This is a genomic window from Hydrocarboniphaga sp., from assembly GCF_028291725.1.
In the GTDB taxonomy this organism is placed as follows: domain Bacteria; phylum Pseudomonadota; class Gammaproteobacteria; order Nevskiales; family Nevskiaceae; genus Hydrocarboniphaga.
Genome location: NZ_JAQGNT010000002.1, coordinates 1 through 17,892, shown reverse-complemented (window position 1 = coordinate 17,892; position 17,892 = coordinate 1). Strand labels below are relative to the sequence as shown.

Here is a 17,892-nt window from a genome sequence, read left to right as displayed (position 1 = left end):
TGAGGCCGCGGCATTCCTGCCGCAGAAAACGCGTTGCTCGAACTCTTCGTATGTTTCTGTTGAGCGCTTCAATGAGGCCGCGGCATTCCTGCCGCAGAAAACAGCACGCCGCGCGCCAGAATCGTCTCGATATCCTGTGTGCTTCAATGAGGCCGCGGCATTCCTGCCGCAGAAAACGACAGCAGGGAAAAACCGAAAGAACGCTTGATGAGGTTGCTTCAATGAGGCCGCGGCATTCCTGCCGCAGAAAACTATTGGGCCGCCGGCTTGAAGGCGCAGCAGATCCCGGCTTCAATGAGGCCGCGGCATTCCTGCCGCAGAAAACTACATGGACAAGGGAGCAAGAGCGATGACATTTCACGCTTCAATGAGGCCGCGGCATTCCTGCCGCAGAAAACAACGCTGAATCCGGTGGACAGCTTGAATCGCGTCTCGGCTTCAATGAGGCCGCGGCATTCCTGCCGCAGAAAACGAGCAAGACGGATGTCAACAACATACGCGCCGAGCTTGCTTCAATGAGGCCGCGGCATTCCTGCCGCAGAAAACATGCTGCCGTCGATCGCCTTCGCCTTCGCGATCCCCTGCTTCAATGAGGCCGCGGCATTCCTGCCGCAGAAAACTGCGCGATGCCTGGATCGCGAAGTTTGGCCAAGAAGCTTCAATGAGGCCGCGGCATTCCTGCCGCAGAAAACAGTCCCATCCCAAGCCCCTGAACTGACAGCTTTAAAAGCCAAGAATGCGAGCGCTGGCGATTTTGAGGGAGCCTGGACATTCACGCAAGGAGCAAAGGCAATGGAGCGGATAGCTAAGTATCTATTGTTAAAGAGCATAGAGCGCCGCGAGCGCTCCCTAGGGAATTCGTCGCCACTGGAGCGCTCGCGCCGGCGAGGCAAGAGGTGACCCAAGGGCGAGTGTCGGGTCACGGGTCACACGATAGTCGGTTCGCGCTTTACGGCGTCGAACGACTTGCCCAAGCTGACCACCCGGGGCTTGACCGCGTCAGCCGGCCCCAGGTCCAGCATCACGACGTGATCCAGCCCGTCCACGATCAGGCCGTTGATGAGCCCCACCAGTTCCGCATGGCGCTTGTAGGAAAGGCGGCATTGGAAGACCGAAAGCTGCAACCACTCGCCGAAGCCGTTCATGAGCCTGAAGACCCGGCGCCAGCGTTTCTGATCGCCGATGTCGTAGCTGACAATGTAGAGATGCTCTTCGGTCTTCATCGCGTTGTGAAGTTGGGGTTTTCTCGCAATTCACCGAGCAAGAACCGGCCCAGAAGGCGGCATTGCAGCTCGATCAATCGCCGATAGCTGATCTTGTATCCGAACAGCGGATGCGTGATCTCGTGCGAGAGCCGCCGTTCAAACGTGGCGATGAATCGCTTGCGTCCTTCCTCCGACAGATTAACCCGACCCGCGCCGCCTACGAAGTCCGTCGGCCGGACCTCGCCGTTGTTGATGGCCTGGAGGACGGCGGAATCCGCGATCAGCGGACGGAAGGGCTCCATCAGATCCAGCGCCAGCGCGGGCCGGCCATAGCGGGGCTGATGGTAAAAGCCGCGGTAGCCATCGAAGCCGACCGATGTGGCAGCAATCGCAAACGTCCTCGTCAGCATCGCGTAGGAGAACGACAGCAGGGCATTGACCGGATCGGCCGGCGGCCGGCGGTTGCGGTGCGTGAAGTCGAAAGAGAAGTTCGCGCTCTCTTTATCGCGTTTCAGCAGATCGGCGAATGCGCCGAAGTACACCGCCGCGCCGTTGCCTTCGATCCCCAGCAGTTCGGCCAGATTCCGCGCCCTTGCCACGGTTTTGATGGAATGCTCGATCTGTGCGAGCGGCGCATCCACTGATGATTCGCCGCGCCAGTTCCGGCGCAGCATCACGCGGCTGTTGACCAGCTTGGCCCTAACCCAACCCTTGGCCAGCGCCAGGCACACACTCTCGTCCTCGGCACCGCGATGCTGGGCAATCCGCAACTCCACGTTCTTGTGGCCCATGCCGGCGGTGTAGCCGAGAAACCAGCCGCCGTAGGTTTGCCACACCACGGGCACCTCGCGGCGCATCAGCTCGTGCAAGGTTGGCGTCGTCATGTAGACGTTGCCCTGCAGGATCACCTGCGAGATTTCGGCCAGCCGCGGTTTCGCCACCAGCTTGTCGTCGATGGTGACCTCCAGGTTATCGCCGGACTTTGCAATCTTGGCCTTGTGGGCCTGCACATACATCGGCAGTGATTCCGAAATGCCGACCGCGAGCGGGCGCGGTGGCGTGTCCTGCTTCTGTAGAAAGTTGATCTCGTCCGGCAGGCAGATACTCACCAGCGAGCAGCGCGGGCATTTGGGCGAATCCTCCAGCGGCGGCGGGATACGCCCGCCGAGCGCAATGCCGCGCAGGCCGTGAATCGCCGACAGCGTGAGATCGCGCAACTCCGCGTCGAATACCACTGGCACGCGCTCGCGCGATTCGCTGAAGTACAGAACGCCGGATTCGCACTGATAACCCTGGTCTTCGAGAATCAGGCCCTGGATGCAGAGTTGCACGCGTTCGGGGTCGTACGCCCCATGTGCTACGTGTGGCCGCTTGCCGCGTTTGTAGTCGACAGGCTGTACCTGGCCGTCGCTGCCCTCGATCAGGTCCAGCTTGGCGATCAGGCCGAGGCGGTTCGACGAGATCGTGACCGAGCGTGCATGGATGCGTTCGCCCGATTCGATTTCATCGGCGGCGGGCAGATCGCCGCCGGCTACATCGACGCGGCGATGCTTGTAGCGTCCGTCGACCGTATCGCCCGAGTCCGCCCATTCGCCCTGCACCCATTCCAGGTACGCCAGGCGCGGGCAGTACACGTACTCATTGATCATCCGCGCCGGCAACAGCGGCTGGTCGGCGGTGAGTTCCGGGAAGGGCAGAGCGAGTTCGTGCTGTTGGCCATCCATCGGTCAGGGCTCCTAGTCAGGCTTTATTAGGCTTTGCAGGCGGATAGTCATCCTGACCGTGAGAGATTATCATCCATGACATGAGTGATTATCATCCAAGATGGTTGGAGCATCGCCTAGCCGACGCGCTGGCCGACACGCCCGTTGTGCTGATCAACGGCGCCCGCCAGACCGGCAAAAGCACCGTGGTCCAGGCGATTGCCGCTGCTCGATCGGGCCGATACCTGACGCTTGACGACCCCACCGCGCTCGCAGCGGCCACCGCCGACCCCGCCAGCTTCATCGCTGGCGCGAAGGATCTGCTGGTCATCGACGAAGTCCAGAAAGCGCCCGGGCTGTTCGCGGCGATCAAGCGCAGCGTCGATAAGGACCGTCGCCCCGGGCGCTTTCTGCTGACGGGTTCGGCCGATATCTTCATGCTGCCGGGCGCCGCGGAGTCGCTTGCCGGGCGCATGGAAGTGCTGACCCTGCATCCACTCGCGCAAGGCGAGATCGGCGGCGCGACGCCGGGCTTTATCCAGAGCCTGTTCGCCAACCAGTCGATCAGCTTCCTCCCTGCATCCGGCAGCGGCCAGGGCGAGGGCCTTGCAGCGAGAATCGTCGCCGGCGGTTTCCCCGAAGCGCTGACGCGCAAGCGCGCCGATCGCCGCCGCGCCTGGTTCGACGCCTACGTCACCACCATCACGCAGCGTGATATCCGCGAGCTGTCGAACATCAGCGATCTGACGGCGCTGCCGAGATTGTTGAGCCTGCTCGCGGTGCGCAGCGGCGCGCTCGCCAACGTGGCGGAGCTCGCCCGCGCTTCCGGCGTGCCGCAGGCCACCTTGCATCGCTACGTCGCGCTGCTCGAAGCCAGCTTTCTGTACCAGCCGCTGCCGGCCTGGCACGCCAACCTCGGCAAGCGGCTGATCAAGGCGCCTAAGGCTTACCTGCTCGACAGCGGCCTGGCCTGCGCTCTGTCCGGCATCGACGCCACCAGCCTCGGTAGCGCCCCGCACTACGGTGCCTTGCTCGAAACCTATGTATTGGGCGAACTGCGCCGGGAAAATAGCGCGCTGCCCAGTCCACACAAGATCTACCACTACCGCAGTGCCGGCGGCGTGGAAGTGGACATCGTCATCGAGAACGCTGCGGGCGACTGTGTCGGCATCGAAGTCAAAGCCAGCAGCAGCCTGGGCGAGCGTCACTTCAACGGGCTGAAAGATCTGCAAGCGGCGCTGGGTGCGCGCTTCCGCTGTGGCGTGGTGCTGTATGGCGGCGAGCAGACGCTGCGGTTTGGCGAGCGGCTGTGGGCGGCGCCGATGCAAGGGGATGGCTGATCGATACCGTTTTGGTATAAAATATCGGTCATGCACGTTATCGCGAAACCGGCGCTGATTGCATTCTGGACCCGTCATCCAGAGGCAGCAGCGCCCCTCCAGGCTTGGTATCGCACCATGGAGAGCGAGGTGTTCACCGATTTCAACGATCTGAGAGCCACTTTTGCCAGCGCAGATTATGTGCAGGGCTTGACGGTGTTTAACATCGGTGGCAACAAGTACCGGCTGATTGCCGCCATCCACTACAACCGGCGCAAGGTCTACATCCGAGCCGTTCTCACTCATGCGGAATACGACCGCGGAGACTGGAAGAGGGACAAGTAATGGGCAATGCAATCAAGGTTGTTCCCGAGCCCAAGGCCATTCTCAAAGCCTGGACGCCATTCAAGGAACTTGTCGGCGTCACTTCCGTGCGCACCAAGAAAGACTACGCGCGGGCACAGGCGACCATCGATGTCTTGCTTGCAGAAATCGGCAGCGATGAGAAACACCCGCTGGCAGAAGTGCTCGACTACCTCTCGGATCGAGTCAAAGCATATGAAGACGAACACTTCCCGATTCCGGAAGCCGAGCCGCGCGAAGTGCTGCGCTTCCTGATGGATCAACAGGGCCTGTCCCAAGGCGATCTCACCGACTGCGCCGCGCAGAGCCGCATTTCCGACATCCTTAGCGGCAGGCGCGCGATCAGCAAGGAGATTGCAAAGAGCTTGGCGCGGCGATTTCATGTGCGGGCGGATCTGTTTTTGTAGGGACTGCTGGGTTTGATTCCGGTGCCGGAAGCATTCCCGGGCGTATCGCCAAGCGCCCAGCGCAAGCGGCGCGCTGTTTGAGATCCGATGCCGGCTACGCTCGTCAACACCTCTGCGTCTGCGCTCACTACGGCTTCCACGCTGCCGAACCGGGCCAGCAATTGCGCCGCTCGTTCCGGACCGACGCCGGGCAGACCCTGCAAGATATAGCTCTGCAAAGCGGCCTTGCCCTTGGGCCGCCGCCCGCGCCGGGTTAGCCCACCCATGACGACCGCGCGGTTCTGCTCGGCGGCGTAAAGCATCGTGCGCGCGGTTTCCAGGGCGCTGCGGCTGCGCAATATCGGCAGGCCGATGAACAAGGAGACGTTGATCAAGGCGCCCTGGATCGCCTCCCAGCGCATTTCACTGCGGGCCAGATCGCCGGCCGTTCCTTCCAGCACCAGCGCCGCAGGCCAGCGCGCCCGCGCCAGCCGCAACGCCTGGCTGAACAATCGACCCTCCTTGATCGAGGCCGCCAGATCCGGCAGCGTCTTGCGCTCAAACAGCAGTGCGCCATCGACAAGGCAATCACCGAGCGCAAGGCGCCGTATCTCCACATCAAACGCGCCGCTTGCCGCGAGCGCATCCGGCAGCGGGCCACGACACTCGCGGTCGTCGAGAATCAGTGGCATGCGCGCGGTCGTCGGATTCACGGCGGTAGCCCGAGCCGTGCGCGCAGCGTTTCGAAAACGGCCGGGTCTACCGATGGTTTCATTCTCCGGCTATCCCGTTCGGCCTGCCGGACCAGGGCTTCGACCTGCTCGCGTCCATCGGGCTGCTGCATTGCCGCCAGCGGAGTCCAGCCGCCGAGCGCCGGGACTCCCTCATGCACCCAATGCTCGTAATGCCTGGCCATCATCTCGGCGAGCTGGGCTTTGATTTCGGGCAATTCCGCGAGATCTGGCTGCCCGGGCCGCATCATCGTCGCTCCGTCTTGCGCCAACAGCTTGTCAGCCGACTGGACCTCTGCCATGCGATAGCGCGCCCGCCTGCCCAGTGCCTGCTCCACGACGCGGCGAAAATCCGCGGCGCGCTCTTTCGAGTTCACTTGCGCGTACAGCCGCTGATTGTCGATTTCGATGGCGCCGAGAATCGTGTTGGTCCAGCCCTTGTGCACCAGATTGCCGGGTTTCTTCCAGTCAAACCGGACGCGGCGCAGCTGGCCTTGTTCATCACGCTCGGCGCCTTCGAGCAGCCCGGCTTCGGTGCTCTCGAAGTCCAGGTGCTTGAGTGCGTCGAAAGCCACCTGCGCCGAATCGATGTCGAACACCAGGCGCTGCACCACCACATCTTCGCCATCGGTGTTTCGGAGCAAGGGCAGCTGCGGGTCAAGCAGCCGCTCCATGAAGTCGAGATACAGCCGCCGCAGCTTGTCTTCCTGGTCCAGGATCAGATCATGCGTAATCAGCTCGCGCTCGGGCCGGAGTTGCTTGCGGAGTTCGACGACCTCGATCTTGTGAATCGGCGGAATGGCGCGCGGACTGCAGGCTTCGAGCAAGCTGATGCCACCCACGCTGGCGATCTGACCGTAAAGCAGATCGCCGTTGCTCATCGTCTGCGACGCGCTGCGCTCCAGCACATGGTGCTGCTCTCCGGTAAAAATATCGTGAGCCCGGAAGCCGTGTCCCGGCTCACAGTGCTCGATATCAAAGAAGCTGAACCGCGAAGCCAGGCAGGCTTCCAGAGTCTGGCGCAGTAGCGGATCGAGACTGCGGCCTTTCCGATCCAGAAAAGCCCGCGTCGGCGTCACGCCGTGCAGCGCCCTGTCCGCGACCGCGGTTTCTGCCGGGTCGGGCGACCAGCGGTGATACATCCAGGGCTGAAACATCTGCAGGTAGGGTGTTCTCGAATCGAAGCTGGAGCCGTCCCACAGCGTGAATTCGCCCCAGGCCTCATCCAGCGCGACCACGCCATAAGTCTCCAGGATGAACCTCGCCATTCGCGCCGGAAAATCAGCGGTCGCCCGTCGGATACGCTGCCACAGCAGCTGGGCCGGGTCCTGCGCGGCGCTGATGGACGCCGCCAGGCAGCATTGCTTGTACTTCTTGCCGCTGCCACAGGGGCAGGGATCGTTGCGTCCGGGTTTCGGAGCTGAATTCATGGATTTAGGCGTCGGTGTTTATCGGTGGGTGTGGTGGAAGAATGGCGTCGCTCACACATAAGTCTCGACGTAAACTGCCCAGCTGTCGCTGAGTAAGTCCCATCGGACGAGGTGGATGACATGAGGGCATTGACGATCCGGCTGCCAGATGACCTCGAAAAGCAGCTCGCGCGTGCCGCCAGGGCCGCCAAGAAAAACCGCTCCGAATTCGTTCGTGATTTGATTGCCGACGCCTTTCGCCGCCAGGAACGGGATGCCTTATCTGGATGGCGCGAATGAAGCCCAATCGCGGCGCCGAGTTCGGCAAAGTCCGGCCCGCCGTGGTGTTGCAGATCGAAGCGTTCAATCGCCGTTTGCAAACGGTGATCGCCGCGCCGCTCACCACACAGTTGCGGCCGGAGGAAAAAGCCCTGCGTATCGAAGTTCCGCCTCGCGGGCGCTTGAACCAAACCTCGTACGTCGCCGTGGAATAAACACGATCCCTGGACCGGGAACGCTTTGGAGAAGGCCCGCTGGCGAGCCTGACCGAAGATGAGATGCGCCAGTTGGATAAAATCCTGCTGGCGATTTTGGGGATTGGCGCCTGAGGGAATCCACGACGCGCGCCGAAGCCGTAGCGTGGAAAGAAGTGGATCGAAGATCTTCATTCGAACTTCCTCTGCGGCAACGGCGGTATTGAGCCCAGCTCCGCTACATGTAGACGCAGATGCCAGAAGTGCCAGGACTTCTCCGAAAACTGCCCTGCTTCGGCGTGCGTCAGCACTTGCCGCAGACGCTCGGAGGGAACGGCAGCTTCGAGCGTCGCCACATCATCCCAGGTGCCCAGGTTCATAATCTGAGCGATCAGGAGATCGGGATGCGCCGCAGCTTCGGCGGACGTTTTCCACCAGAGTTACTTCTTCAGTAGTGACTCGGTTAACGGCTGCGCCGTCATGCATATCCTATCGTTGCGTCCAATCTTCATGAACCGCGGCTCCGAGGCATCGACTGAAAAACGCCATGTCCAATTGACAGCATGCTGCTACGCCAACCTGCGCTTTGCCGGCCGGCACAGGCGCGATATCGTTTAACGTCGGCAGTGATATCATCCCTGCCTATGGCCAGGACCCTGATCAATCTCGACCCCGACGACAAGCACTGGCTTGATCGCGAGGCTCGAAAGCGTCATCTGCCGATGACCGAGCTGGTTCGTCAGGCGATCCGCAGTTACCGCGTGCGCGAGGAAAGTCAAGGCAGGCCGGCGCTGCAGGATGCGTTGGCGAGAACCGCCGGCATCTGGCGGCACGGCGACGGACTTGCGTGGCAGCAGCGGATGCGTGACGAGTGGGATCGCTCGGCTTGAAGTATCTGCTGGATTCCGTCGTCCTGATCGACCATTTCAACGGCATCGAGGCAGCGACAGCCTTCATCGCTGAACACGGTAGCCAGTGCGCAATATCGGTGATTACCCGCGCCGAAGTGCTCGTGGGCTTCACCGGCGAAACCGAACCCCTGGCGCTGGAGTTGCTCAATGTGTTTGCGGCGCTTCCGGTGACGGCCGAGGTCGCCGATCTGGCGGCAGCCTTGAGGCGAACCCAGCGCTGGAAACTGCCCGACGCACTACAAGCCGCCATCGCCACGCACCACGGTCTGACACTGGTGACGCGCAACACGCGCGACTTCAGCACGGGCGGAACGCCGGACGTGCTGGTGCCGTATCGCGTCTGATTTGGGTCGGCCGCGATCCGCGTGATGTCCCGGTTAGCAGGCTGCTCGGCAACCGAGCGCAGTACCCATTCGAGTTGCAGCATCACGGTCTTCGGTTCAAACACGTCGACTGCAGCAAGCACCGACGTAGCGACGCGTGATTGCTTCGAGGCATCCTGCCGGTAGTGGCGTGACAGCACCTTGGTATCAACGGCGCGCACGGGAAGCAGCCTTCTTCATTGCAACACCGCCCCGCATCTCACTGACCGGGATGCGCGGCCCCGAGTAGTTCAGGATCGCCGGCACCGCCTCGATAGAAGACTGCGTGCCCGCTCTCACCAGTCGGATACGCGCGCTGCCTGCTTCCAGATCGAACTCGACCTTGCTCCCCGCCGTGATCCCCAAAGCCTTGCGAACGCGCTTGGGGATCGTGACTTGTCCTTTGCTGGTGACAAAGGTTGTGGGCATGGCTGGTCTGCTTGTAATACCTGGTAAGGATTTTATTGGAGTGGTTATGATGAATGTGTTTGCCTGAAGTGCAGCTTCGGCCCACCGGTCTCATATGTTCCAAGGGACGAACAGGCCGAGCCCGTAGTGACAGGAGTGGCCTAGAGCAGGCGTTGGAAAAGCAACGGGGGCGTCAAACGTAAGCTCGAAGAACAAGCCAATTCGGCGAGTCTTTTCTGTCTTGGCTGACGCTGATGGAACGTGGACCGCGGTAAGAACGCCCCCAGTCGAGATTTCTTCTTCGCCTTCCGGTGCCCGAACAATAGCCCAGTCCGACATGGGCGGAGTGGATTTTTGAGCCTGTCCGCTGGGTGTCAGACGGCGAATTTCGCCGGTCGAGTTGATTCCTGCCTGCCGTAGGCATAGAACCAGCTGCTGTTCCGGCGAGTCTTTGGCCTTGAGTTTCGCGCCGTGCAGATTTCCCGTGTAGAAGTAGCGCGGAGGAACGAACGGTGTACTGTTGCGCCAGATGCGGCTCGAGTTCTGCCCGATGGAAATCGGGCAACCCTCAGCAACCGTATTGCCAATCGCCATGAGAACCGGTTTGAGGGGATGCTTTCCGCTTCCCCAATCGAGACGGTGAACGCGCATCAAGGCTTCGACTTCAGCCTGGGTGAAGCCGTAGGGACACCAGACATGAAGTTCGTTCAGCGAATCCGAACGAACCCGGTCCGTCCCAAGCGGAAGATAGAAAGCATGCTGGTGTTCACCTTCAACATCTTCCGGCCGGTTGTGTCCTGATAGCGCGAAAGAGTTGCTGTCGCTATTGGCGCTCCGATGATGAGCGAGTGCGCGCTCTCTGAACATATCCGCCAGAGGCACGGTGAACTTGAGTGGCACGGGGATGCGGCACTGAAGAGAAAACCGGAGGTAGTGAGCGATACGGGGCGCCGGAGATCGTGATGCCTTGGGGCGCGCGGACTTGGCGATGCGCACGACCCATCGGCCTGGCCATCCTGCTGACATTTCGTACGATACCCATCGCCCGCCATCGGGCAGGGGCTGGTGCGCCAGCAGGTCTTCGACAAGATGGGGCGGCGCGGCGCTAGGATCGAGTCCGTCGCGACGGGAGCGGCGGGACCACAGATCAGCCGCCTGGAAGTTCCGTGGATCGGGGCAGAACACATCGCGGCAGTTTTCAGCGATGCGGCGGATGGGCTCTCCATTGCTCAGACAAGGCCGGCACCAGCCGACACCGGGAAAGTTGTCGCCATCCGTCAGTTCCAGATTGCACAGTGATTCTGCACGGCCGAAGTAGCTGACGTGCGGGAGGATGTCTCCAAGCAGAGAACGCTGCCGCTCATCAAGCGCGAGATTCTTCCAACAGAAAACCACCGGGCTTGCGGTCGCGGCAAAATGGTTTTCGTGGCGGGTGCGCTTATAGGTTGCGGCAGCTCTGGCATCCTTGTCCGCCGCCCCGAAATTCGGTTGCCAGTGAACCGTCTGGGAAAACGCGACTGGGCCGACGGCGATATCCGGCAATTCTCTCCCCAGCTTTTCGAGAAGCGAGAGCAGCTCTGACGTTGGCGCATGACCGCTATTCGCACGGAACCAGCCGGAGGTCAGCGCTCGCAGCAAACGCCACGAGCTTGGCGGCCATTCGGCTTCGCGCAACCGCGTCGGGTTGAGTCCCCAAGGATGGGCGTAGTAGCGGCCCCAGGGGAAGGTGAGTCGAAGGGTGAGCATGACGATTCAGGCAAACGCCAGAACGAGCGGATGCCGGCCGGCAGGCAGTTGCGCACCTGCAATCAATCCGCCTTCTCTCGTGAGAGAGCCGTTTGCGATAGAGGAATACGGAAAGTCGCCGCTTGCGGTAGGAGATCCACCTTCTGCCTTGAACTGCGGTTGTGCCTTATCTTTCAACCGCAGCTTGCATTCAGACCGCAAGCTCAGTTCAATCCGCAAGAGATCGAGGAACACGGCTACCTTCCACAGCGCAATGGCCAGCAAGAGTTGAAACCTCGCGTTTTGGCGTTGACCTGGAATCCCATTCTGTGGAGTGTCAAGGCGCAGCGAGGCAAGCAGACCAACATCAATGGAAAAGCGAGCCTCGATTGTCTTGGCCGTGATGCGCTGCTTTTGGAAGATGGCTTGGCCAGCGTCACCGGTTCCAATCGGATCGAAGCGAATGCCGGGAACACTCACTCGTTCGCAATTCAAACCGACAATGCTCGCGGTCAAGGCGCGCGGTGATCGCAAACCAACAAAGGTCAGCTTATTCTTGACGGAAATCTGGAAGCCATGAATCAGCGACAGCGGGTCGTATTCCATCGCCAGGCGGAAAATCTCTGGGACGTTGGCAGCCGGACAGGTGTCGCCCGCTGGCATTCCCAATCGGGCCTTCACCAACTCGACCATTTCCCTGTTCTGGTTGGCTGGCGCCTGAAACGACTTCATTTCCGCGCTGCTTCCTATTCCATCGACGCGGCCTTTCGCGCCCATGATGTATTCCGACGCAAAGCGGTGCCCGTCAATTGAGGAACTCGTCTTGAAGACTCCGTTGGCTTCACCATTCTCCGTCAGCTTGATATACGGCAATCCCCCCAGCGCGGGTTTGAGTGCGCCCGTGTATTTATCGGAAAGGCACACATCCTCTAGTCGATTGGCCATAGAGGCTTCTGATTCGACCAGGCAGATGAGTCCGTGTTGCCCCGACGGATCGGGATACATCACTGGGCCAATGTCGGGGAAGCCCGTGGGCTGGATACGTGGATCGCCATTTGAAGGTTCCAGTTCGGCGGTGATGAAAATTCGCCGGCAGCCGGCGGGAACCGTGAAGTCGTCGAATTCAAGCAGCGAAATGCCAGTTGAGGTGTTGTTGCTCATGGGAGTTCCTTCTTTTGATTTCAGTGTTTGACGGATTGTGGAAGGGTGACAGCACGGTAGAGCTTCCCGCGATCACGCCAATCGAGTGGGATGAGAACGGCGGCGGCAAGGCGGGTGACGAGGCGCGATTGGGCTTCGCCGAATTTGAGTTCGCGTTGATCGGCGCGGATGAGGTCTCGCCCACCTAGGCGACGCTTTTCAAGGCGGGCGGGTTCGCCCCAACAGTTCGGGACACCCCAGATCGCTAGCCAGCGGAGAGCGTCTTCAACGGTAAGCGCTAGCGACGACGGCGCGCGCTGGCACAGCAGGGCAATCGGGCGGTTGGAACGGCGCTTCTTCCACAACGAAGCATCCGCTCCTTGTCGTTCGCACTCTATTTCGAGCAGCGCACGAAGTGCAGCGTACGGGAGAGGAATGGCCGGGAAGTTCTGCCGCTCGTCTTCTGGTGATTTGTCCTCATTGTGGGGAGAAGAATGGGGATTTCCTTCCCCATGTTCGAAATGCCAGCCGACAAGACTCAGCGCCTCGGTCCAGCGTGCGATGCGATAGTCATCGAGTCCGCCGTTCAAAAACGCGAGGATGTCGTGCAATGGAGCCGAACGAGGCGCCAGGAGTGCTGGGCGCACATCATCGAGCGAATCGAGATAGCGCCGCGACAGCACGCGGGCGAGGTCGTGGCAAAGGTCGGCGCCGCTCCAGACAGCCTGCTTGGAATTCTCTTCAAGCCGGCAGTGCCCGTATTCAAGGTTCAATGGCAACAGCGAGCCCAGGAAGGGCTGCGCTTTTGAGAATTTGCCATTTGACTGCTTGGAAAATCCTGCAATGGAAGCCAACGCTCGGGCGATCCTGAATTCCGATGTATCGAATCCATCCAATAAGTCTTCCCACTGCTTCATTGGCAGTGGGGCGAAGAAGGTGGCGCGCTGGCGGAGCGTTTCACGAAACGATTTAGATTGCGCCAGTTTCCCGCAGGCCGGGTAGAGCCTGAGAAGTATTTCCATCGCATTGTCCGGTGTCGGCTGAACAACGGCATCTTCGATGGCCGCGCCGATCGATGCTCGAATCGGATGAGGGCTGCGCGAATCGATCTTGCTCCCTTTGTATTGCGGTTCAAATTGATCGAGAAATCCGCTTTCATCCAGCGGCGCCAGCGCATCGTTGAGGGGTATTGAGTGCCGGTCGGAAGTAGCGCCCAGGTAGCGCCCGGTACACACCCACGGTACGCGGCTCGCCTTCATCTTGAAGCGGAACTCCTGCCAGCCTGAAAAGCCGGCGTCTACGCCCTGGGCACGCAAGGCGCGCGCGAATTCGGCGGAGAATCGAGCTTCCTTTCCGGGCAGTCGTGCCTGAGCGTCGCAAATGAATGATGACAGTTCCGCAAAAGTGGCCGGGCGATCCCACAGCGGCAGCCAGATGGAGGAAGCCGTACCCTTCACCTCGTTGCTGTCGTCTACGAGATCCTCGCCCGAGTCGAAGACGAAAGGAAACGCTGCGAATCGCCGGCTGTTGGCTGCCAGTGCACGCGACGCTGCTCCCCGCAAGGCGAGCGCTCCTTCGACGGCCAGAAGATAGTCGAGCGCGTTGAATGGAAAGCTATCCACTACCCACCCCAGGCCGTTGTTGTACGTTTTTATGGCATCGGGAAAGAAAGGCGTGCCAGGGGATTTCTCCTTATCCCAAAGGCTGGACTGCTGCGGGAAAAGCGAGGCCCTGACCAAGTCCGCAGGCTTATCTTTGAACGACAAGAAGTAGCTCCAGAAGCCACGGAAAATCTCGCTATTTCCCGCTTCACCACGCCTCAGAAAAAGCGGATTGTCACTGGCACGAGTCGTTCGAGATGTCAGAACGGCGTCCATTGCAAGAGCACCCAGTTCCGGTAGTTCGTCTCGAAACGATTCAAGAAGCTCCCTTGTGCGCGCTGAAGTCTCCGCCACCTGGAAGTCCGCAAAGAAGTGGCGCCCAGCGACAATCGCTTTGATGATGTCACCATGCGATGCCATCGTGCTCTGAACGACCGCGATTGTGGCCTTTTCGCCGGAAGTCTTGACTTGGGTTCGAGTCGTTACTTCGTCCATGGATTTGGCGAATGTCGGTTCGAGTTCTCCTTTTTTTAGGACAAACGAAAATTCGCCCTTGGATGGCACTTTTTTTCGTAGCGCCTTTATCTTCTCCCGAGCTTTCAGTCCTGCTGCCCGCAAGGTACGTCTGTTCCGAAAGACGAAGTAAACAAGTGTGTCCGTTTCCTTTTTGGTTGGCTTTCCGAGCTTGGGACCACCCTTCTTATCGGTCTTGAGCTTGGAGAACGTGACTACAACCTCTTGTTTCTCGTCCAGTCCTCCACCGGTATTCCATGGTGAGAAAATCGGAGTCGGCCGATAGTGATCTGCGAAAAACCGGGTTAGCGCAGCCTCATCTGGATACTTCGCTGAGCGCAGATGGAAGCAGGCATTGCCAAAATCCCACCAGCCTTCCGCTTCAGGATCACAATGTTCCGGCTCAGCGCAACTGGCGAGCACGCGCAGAAGACCGATTGCCTTCAGGTTGTGCCCAAGGATGTCGTGCCGGCAGCCCGGAATGGCAATTGTGTTCATGGACTATCCTCGCCTTTCGCGTCGTGTCGCGCTGTCCTGACAGACTCAAGCGCGGCGCGATCGGCCTCGACAAAGCTGCGCAGTTGTTCGGTGGAGGGCAGAGCTACCAAGTATCTTGAAACGAAGAGTTGCTGATCCATGCCCGCCGTTGCGTATTCAACCTTGGTCGCATCCTTGGCGCTGCACAGCAGCAGGCCGACGGGCGGGTTGTCGCCTTCGCCGACTTCGTTCGTCTTCCAGTAGTTGAGGTAGAAGTTCATCTGGCCAGCGTCGCCGTGTTTGAACACGCGTACCTTGAGATCGATCAAGAGGTGGCAACGTAAACGACGGTGATAGAAAACGAGATCGATGTAGTCGTGCTCGTTGCCGACCGTAATGCGTTTTTGCCGCGCCTCGAAGCAGAAGCCGGCGCCGAGTTCGAGCAGGAATTTCTGGAGATGATCGAGCAACGCTGATTCGAGCTCGTTTTCGGTATAGCTGGGACGTTCCGCCAAGCCCACGAACTCCAGCACGTAAGGGTCGCGAATCAGGTCGGCCATTCGCGAGGGTGTTTCGGTGGACTGCTGCCGCGCCCGGTCTATGACGGCGGTTTTGTCCGTGGAGAGGGCCGTGCGCTCGTAGAGGAGCGAGCCGATCTGGCGCTGAAGTTGGCGCACCGACCAGTTGCCCTTGAGGCATTCATTCTCGTAAAAGGCGCGCTTCCACGGGTCGTCGAGATGCAGTAGCTCGATCCAGTGAGTCCAGGAGAGCCGCAGGATGTTTTCGGCAACCAAGGGACGGGGCTGTCCGGGTGCAGAATTCGTCATCGCCGGTGACAGAATGTCCGGCCCGACCGGCGGGACAAGCACGATGCCGGATTCCGTCATCACCGATGACGGAATCTGTGCGCGCAGTTGGGGAAAGGCGCGATAGAAAAGCCGCATGCGTCCCAGCATCTCGGCGCTGCTCCCGGAAACAGACCGATGCTTCAGGTCGTGAGCGAGTTGCGCCAGTAGCTTCGCTCCGTACTTGGCCCGGTCTTCGCCTTTTTGTTCAAATTCGACCAGATGCGCGCCAATCATCCAATTGCGCAGGATGAGCCACCGATTCACGGCAAGCGCGGCCTGGCCGCTTGACTCTTGATGCAAGGCAACTATGGATTCAACCAAGGCACGATAATTCACAGCGCTACGTCCTTTGACGCCTGAGCGTCGGCTGCGCGAAGCAAGGCCTCAAGGTAGGCAAGACGGAAAGGGCCGAAATGATCGAGCAAGTGAAGAACCCCGCGCGTGTAACTTTCGCAGCCGTCCGCCCCGCGCCCCATCCGGCGGCAATCCACGGCTAGCGCTTCGCATCCGATTTCCTCGCCCTCGACTGTGATAGCCGGAAGCGGGTCGCCTTCCGTCACACCGCGCACGGTGTCCGCGGCTTTCTCCTCCTTCGGATTCCTGGGGATTTCGTCCCGCAGCACCTTCCGGACCTGTCCGTGGTGGCTCATCACGAGGTATTCGGCAAGGAGTTGAGCTAAGTAGTCCTCTTTCGTCTCCGGAGCCAGTGAGCGCAGATGGCCGGCGGTTTGAATGTGCCGCTGCCGCAGCGCGAGGGCGGACGCCACTTCGTGGGCCATGCCGGGACTGAACAAGTTTCTGAGGCGATAAACTTCGCGTCGCAGCTTGTCCCCGGTCAGTTGATTGCCTTCTTCATCCTTGAGCCTGGGACTATCAAAAAGCGAGAATTTGGCAAGCGGCATGTCGTTCGTGGAAGGCTCGATTCCGGCCTCTTTTAGCGCCTTGATCGCAGCATTTTTCCAATCCTCATGGTTCTTCCCGATGTCGTGCCAGAGTGCGGCCTTAAGGCAGGCCTCCATTTCTACAGAGGTGATGAAGCCGTCGTCGGGCAGAGCCGCGAAGATGTCGCGCAGCATGTTGCGCACATCCTGCACATGGAGGGCAATCGAGCGCCAGCCGTGGTTCAGCCAGGAGAGTTGATCTTCATCCGATGGATGCTCGGTCGGTTGATATAGGTCGGCCGGCTTGTCGTCACTCTTTCCGGTCCAGCCGCGATTCAAAGCGTAGCCTCCCGCGCTGGTACGCAGGAGAAGAGTAGCTCCGGGAGAGATCCCCTGCCCCCCGGCTGAAACCCACCCGCCTTTTCCTTCGCGTTCCTGCCGGACCCATAGCCAGCCGTCTTGCCGCCAGTTGCTAAAGCTGTCCTTTCCCGTCAGGCGGCCGATTGGCACCGCGCACAATTCGTCGCGTCCAATATCCCCCCTGAAGTGGTCGTTGGGATCGCCCGTCCATTCCCGCCACAGGACATAAACGTCGGTGTCTTCGTCCAGGCCTCGAACAAAGGGGGATACGTCCGTGTAGCCCAGGGAAAGATTGCTGTCGGTGTCGAAGAAGTCCAGCAACTCGTGGCGCTGGAGGGAGTAGGGGCACCGTTCGATGGACGCCTCTATCGCATCGCGGATCGATTCAAGCGCGGCGGGGGAAGCGTCACAGTTGAGTTCGGGCAGCGTGTTCCATGCTTCGTCGCAGACGCGCCGGTCGTATGGAAGATACGCACGTTCGTTCTTTGTTTCACGCTTCTTGCGTTCTTCAGCTTTCTCGGCCGGGGGCGGGGCCTCTAATGCGATGCCGACAAAGATTGGTACAGGTTCCCACCCGAAGCATGCGGTTCCAATCGATCCAAATTCCCCGGTGCGGTTGAGCCGTCCCAGGCGTTGCACTAGGGACGAGAGCGGAGCGACTTCACTCCAGAGAATGCCGCTGGAGAGGTCCACGCCGGCTTCGATGACTTGCGTGGAAACGACGATCTGCCCGTTGGGATACTTCTCAAGATACTTCGGCTTCAGTCGGGCTGTCTGAGAATTTCGATCCGCTGGCCGAAACCGGGAATGGAGCAAAACCACGTCAACGCCTTGAAGCTCTCCCTCTTCCTGCTTTCGAAACAATGCGTCGAAGACGGAGGTGACGCGATCCACCGTGTTGCAGATGACGAGCGAACGGCGAGGTACGTTGCCCGGTGCGTTGTGTCCTTCTAGTCCGATGGGAGACCCCCCGGCTCTGCCGGGGAGGCAGTAGACGTTCGACGTATCGGGCGGTCCATCAATGAAACTCCGGAGCGTGAGCCGCCAAGCAAACGCAGAGGAGTTTCATCAATGGAC

Annotated in this window: 17 protein-coding genes, 1 pseudogene and 1 CRISPR repeat array (1 of these 19 only partly in view); of the genes and pseudogenes, 7 read left to right on the top strand and 11 right to left on the bottom strand. The window is 60.3% G+C overall.

The window, feature by feature from the left end; all coding sequences use genetic code 11:
- Positions 1-692: a CRISPR direct-repeat array (repeat unit 37 nt; unit sequence GCTTCAATGAGGCCGCGGCATTCCTGCCGCAGAAAAC) (it extends 1,351 nt beyond the left edge of the window).
- A 234-nt stretch (positions 693-926) separates the two neighbouring features.
- Positions 927-1,223, bottom strand: coding sequence for a CRISPR-associated endonuclease Cas2 (gene cas2 / locus JWQ90_RS00185; RefSeq protein WP_299687530.1), 297 nt, complete (start codon positions 1,221-1,223; stop codon positions 927-929).
- Positions 1,220-2,929, bottom strand: coding sequence for a CRISPR-associated endonuclease Cas1 (cas1, locus tag JWQ90_RS00180; RefSeq protein WP_299687527.1), 1,710 nt, complete (start codon positions 2,927-2,929; stop codon positions 1,220-1,222). Before cas1 ends, cas2 begins: the two co-directional genes overlap by 4 nt.
- Positions 2,930-3,009: 80 nt before the next feature.
- On the opposite strand from cas1, the gene JWQ90_RS00175 reads away from it, so the two are divergent.
- From JWQ90_RS00175 to JWQ90_RS00165, 3 genes are read left to right on the top strand one after another with little or no spacing between them, the layout of a single operon-like run.
- A complete protein-coding gene (locus JWQ90_RS00175) occupies positions 3,010-4,248 on the top strand; it encodes an ATP-binding protein (protein WP_299687525.1) in 1,239 nt (412 codons plus the stop codon).
- A 30-nt stretch (positions 4,249-4,278) separates the two neighbouring features.
- Positions 4,279-4,572, top strand: coding sequence for a type II toxin-antitoxin system HigB family toxin (locus JWQ90_RS00170; protein WP_299687521.1), 294 nt, complete (start codon positions 4,279-4,281; stop codon positions 4,570-4,572).
- Positions 4,572-4,997, top strand: coding sequence for a hypothetical protein (locus tag JWQ90_RS00165; RefSeq protein ID WP_299687518.1), 426 nt, complete (start codon positions 4,572-4,574; stop codon positions 4,995-4,997). The genes JWQ90_RS00170 and JWQ90_RS00165 overlap by 1 nt, the downstream gene beginning before the upstream one ends.
- Here the strand turns inward: JWQ90_RS00165 and JWQ90_RS00160 are convergent.
- Both JWQ90_RS00160 and JWQ90_RS00155 read right to left on the bottom strand, forming a co-directional pair.
- A complete protein-coding gene (locus JWQ90_RS00160) occupies positions 4,970-5,668 on the bottom strand; it encodes an ERCC4 domain-containing protein (RefSeq protein ID WP_299687515.1) in 699 nt (232 codons plus the stop codon). The two genes, JWQ90_RS00165 and JWQ90_RS00160, sit on opposite strands and share 28 nt — an antisense overlap.
- A gap of 1,391 nt (positions 5,669-7,059) precedes the next feature.
- Positions 7,060-7,122, bottom strand: a pseudogene (locus JWQ90_RS00155) (SEC-C metal-binding domain-containing protein); the annotation flags it as partial.
- A 135-nt stretch (positions 7,123-7,257) separates the two neighbouring features.
- Between JWQ90_RS00155 and JWQ90_RS00150 the strand changes: the two are divergent.
- Positions 7,258-7,416, top strand: coding sequence for a ribbon-helix-helix protein, CopG family (locus JWQ90_RS00150; protein ID WP_299687512.1), 159 nt, complete (start codon positions 7,258-7,260; stop codon positions 7,414-7,416).
- Positions 7,413-7,610: a type II toxin-antitoxin system PemK/MazF family toxin gene (locus JWQ90_RS00145; RefSeq protein WP_299687509.1), complete on the top strand. Its 198-nt coding sequence runs from the start codon at positions 7,413-7,415 to the stop codon at positions 7,608-7,610. The genes JWQ90_RS00150 and JWQ90_RS00145 overlap by 4 nt, the downstream gene beginning before the upstream one ends.
- Positions 7,611-7,780: 170 nt before the next feature.
- Here the strand turns inward: JWQ90_RS00145 and JWQ90_RS00140 are convergent, their stop codons facing one another.
- Positions 7,781-7,969, bottom strand: coding sequence for a hypothetical protein (locus tag JWQ90_RS00140; RefSeq protein WP_299687506.1), 189 nt, complete (start codon positions 7,967-7,969; stop codon positions 7,781-7,783).
- Positions 7,970-8,233: 264 nt separating this feature from the next.
- On the opposite strand from JWQ90_RS00140, the gene JWQ90_RS00135 reads away from it, so the two are divergent.
- On the top strand, positions 8,234-8,479 hold the full coding sequence (locus JWQ90_RS00135; RefSeq protein WP_299687503.1) for a ribbon-helix-helix domain-containing protein: 246 nt from the start codon (positions 8,234-8,236) through the stop codon (positions 8,477-8,479).
- Positions 8,476-8,844: a PIN domain-containing protein gene (locus JWQ90_RS00130; RefSeq protein ID WP_299687500.1), complete on the top strand. Its 369-nt coding sequence runs from the start codon at positions 8,476-8,478 to the stop codon at positions 8,842-8,844. The genes JWQ90_RS00135 and JWQ90_RS00130 overlap by 4 nt, the downstream gene beginning before the upstream one ends.
- Before the next feature lie 186 nt (positions 8,845-9,030).
- Here the strand turns inward: JWQ90_RS00130 and JWQ90_RS00125 are convergent, their stop codons facing one another.
- The 6 genes from JWQ90_RS00125 to JWQ90_RS00100 all read right to left on the bottom strand — a co-directional run bounded on the left by JWQ90_RS00125 (position 9,031) and on the right by JWQ90_RS00100 (position 17,775).
- Positions 9,031-9,291, bottom strand: a complete 261-nt coding sequence (locus JWQ90_RS00125; protein ID WP_299687497.1) for an AbrB/MazE/SpoVT family DNA-binding domain-containing protein — start codon at positions 9,289-9,291, stop codon at positions 9,031-9,033.
- 90 nt (positions 9,292-9,381) lie between these two features.
- Entirely contained in the window at positions 9,382-11,016 is a 1,635-nt protein-coding gene (csb2, locus tag JWQ90_RS00120) for a type I-U CRISPR-associated protein Csb2 (RefSeq protein WP_299687494.1), read from the bottom strand.
- Positions 11,017-11,022: 6 nt separating this feature from the next.
- Positions 11,023-12,156 (bottom strand): type I-U CRISPR-associated protein Cas7, encoded by a 1,134-nt coding sequence (locus JWQ90_RS00115; protein ID WP_299687491.1) that lies wholly within the window; start codon positions 12,154-12,156, stop codon positions 11,023-11,025.
- A 20-nt stretch (positions 12,157-12,176) separates the two neighbouring features.
- On the bottom strand, positions 12,177-14,747 hold the full coding sequence (gene csx17 / locus JWQ90_RS00110) for a type I-U CRISPR-associated protein Csx17 (RefSeq protein ID WP_299687488.1): 2,571 nt from the start codon (positions 14,745-14,747) through the stop codon (positions 12,177-12,179).
- Positions 14,744-15,910, bottom strand: a complete 1,167-nt coding sequence (locus tag JWQ90_RS00105; RefSeq protein ID WP_299687485.1) for a PDDEXK nuclease domain-containing protein — start codon at positions 15,908-15,910, stop codon at positions 14,744-14,746. The genes csx17 and JWQ90_RS00105 overlap by 4 nt, the downstream gene beginning before the upstream one ends.
- Complete coding sequence (locus tag JWQ90_RS00100) at positions 15,907-17,775, bottom strand: helicase-related protein (protein WP_299687965.1); 1,869 nt, start codon at positions 17,773-17,775, stop codon at positions 15,907-15,909. The genes JWQ90_RS00105 and JWQ90_RS00100 overlap by 4 nt, the downstream gene beginning before the upstream one ends.
- Positions 17,776-17,892: the final 117 nt, after the last annotated feature.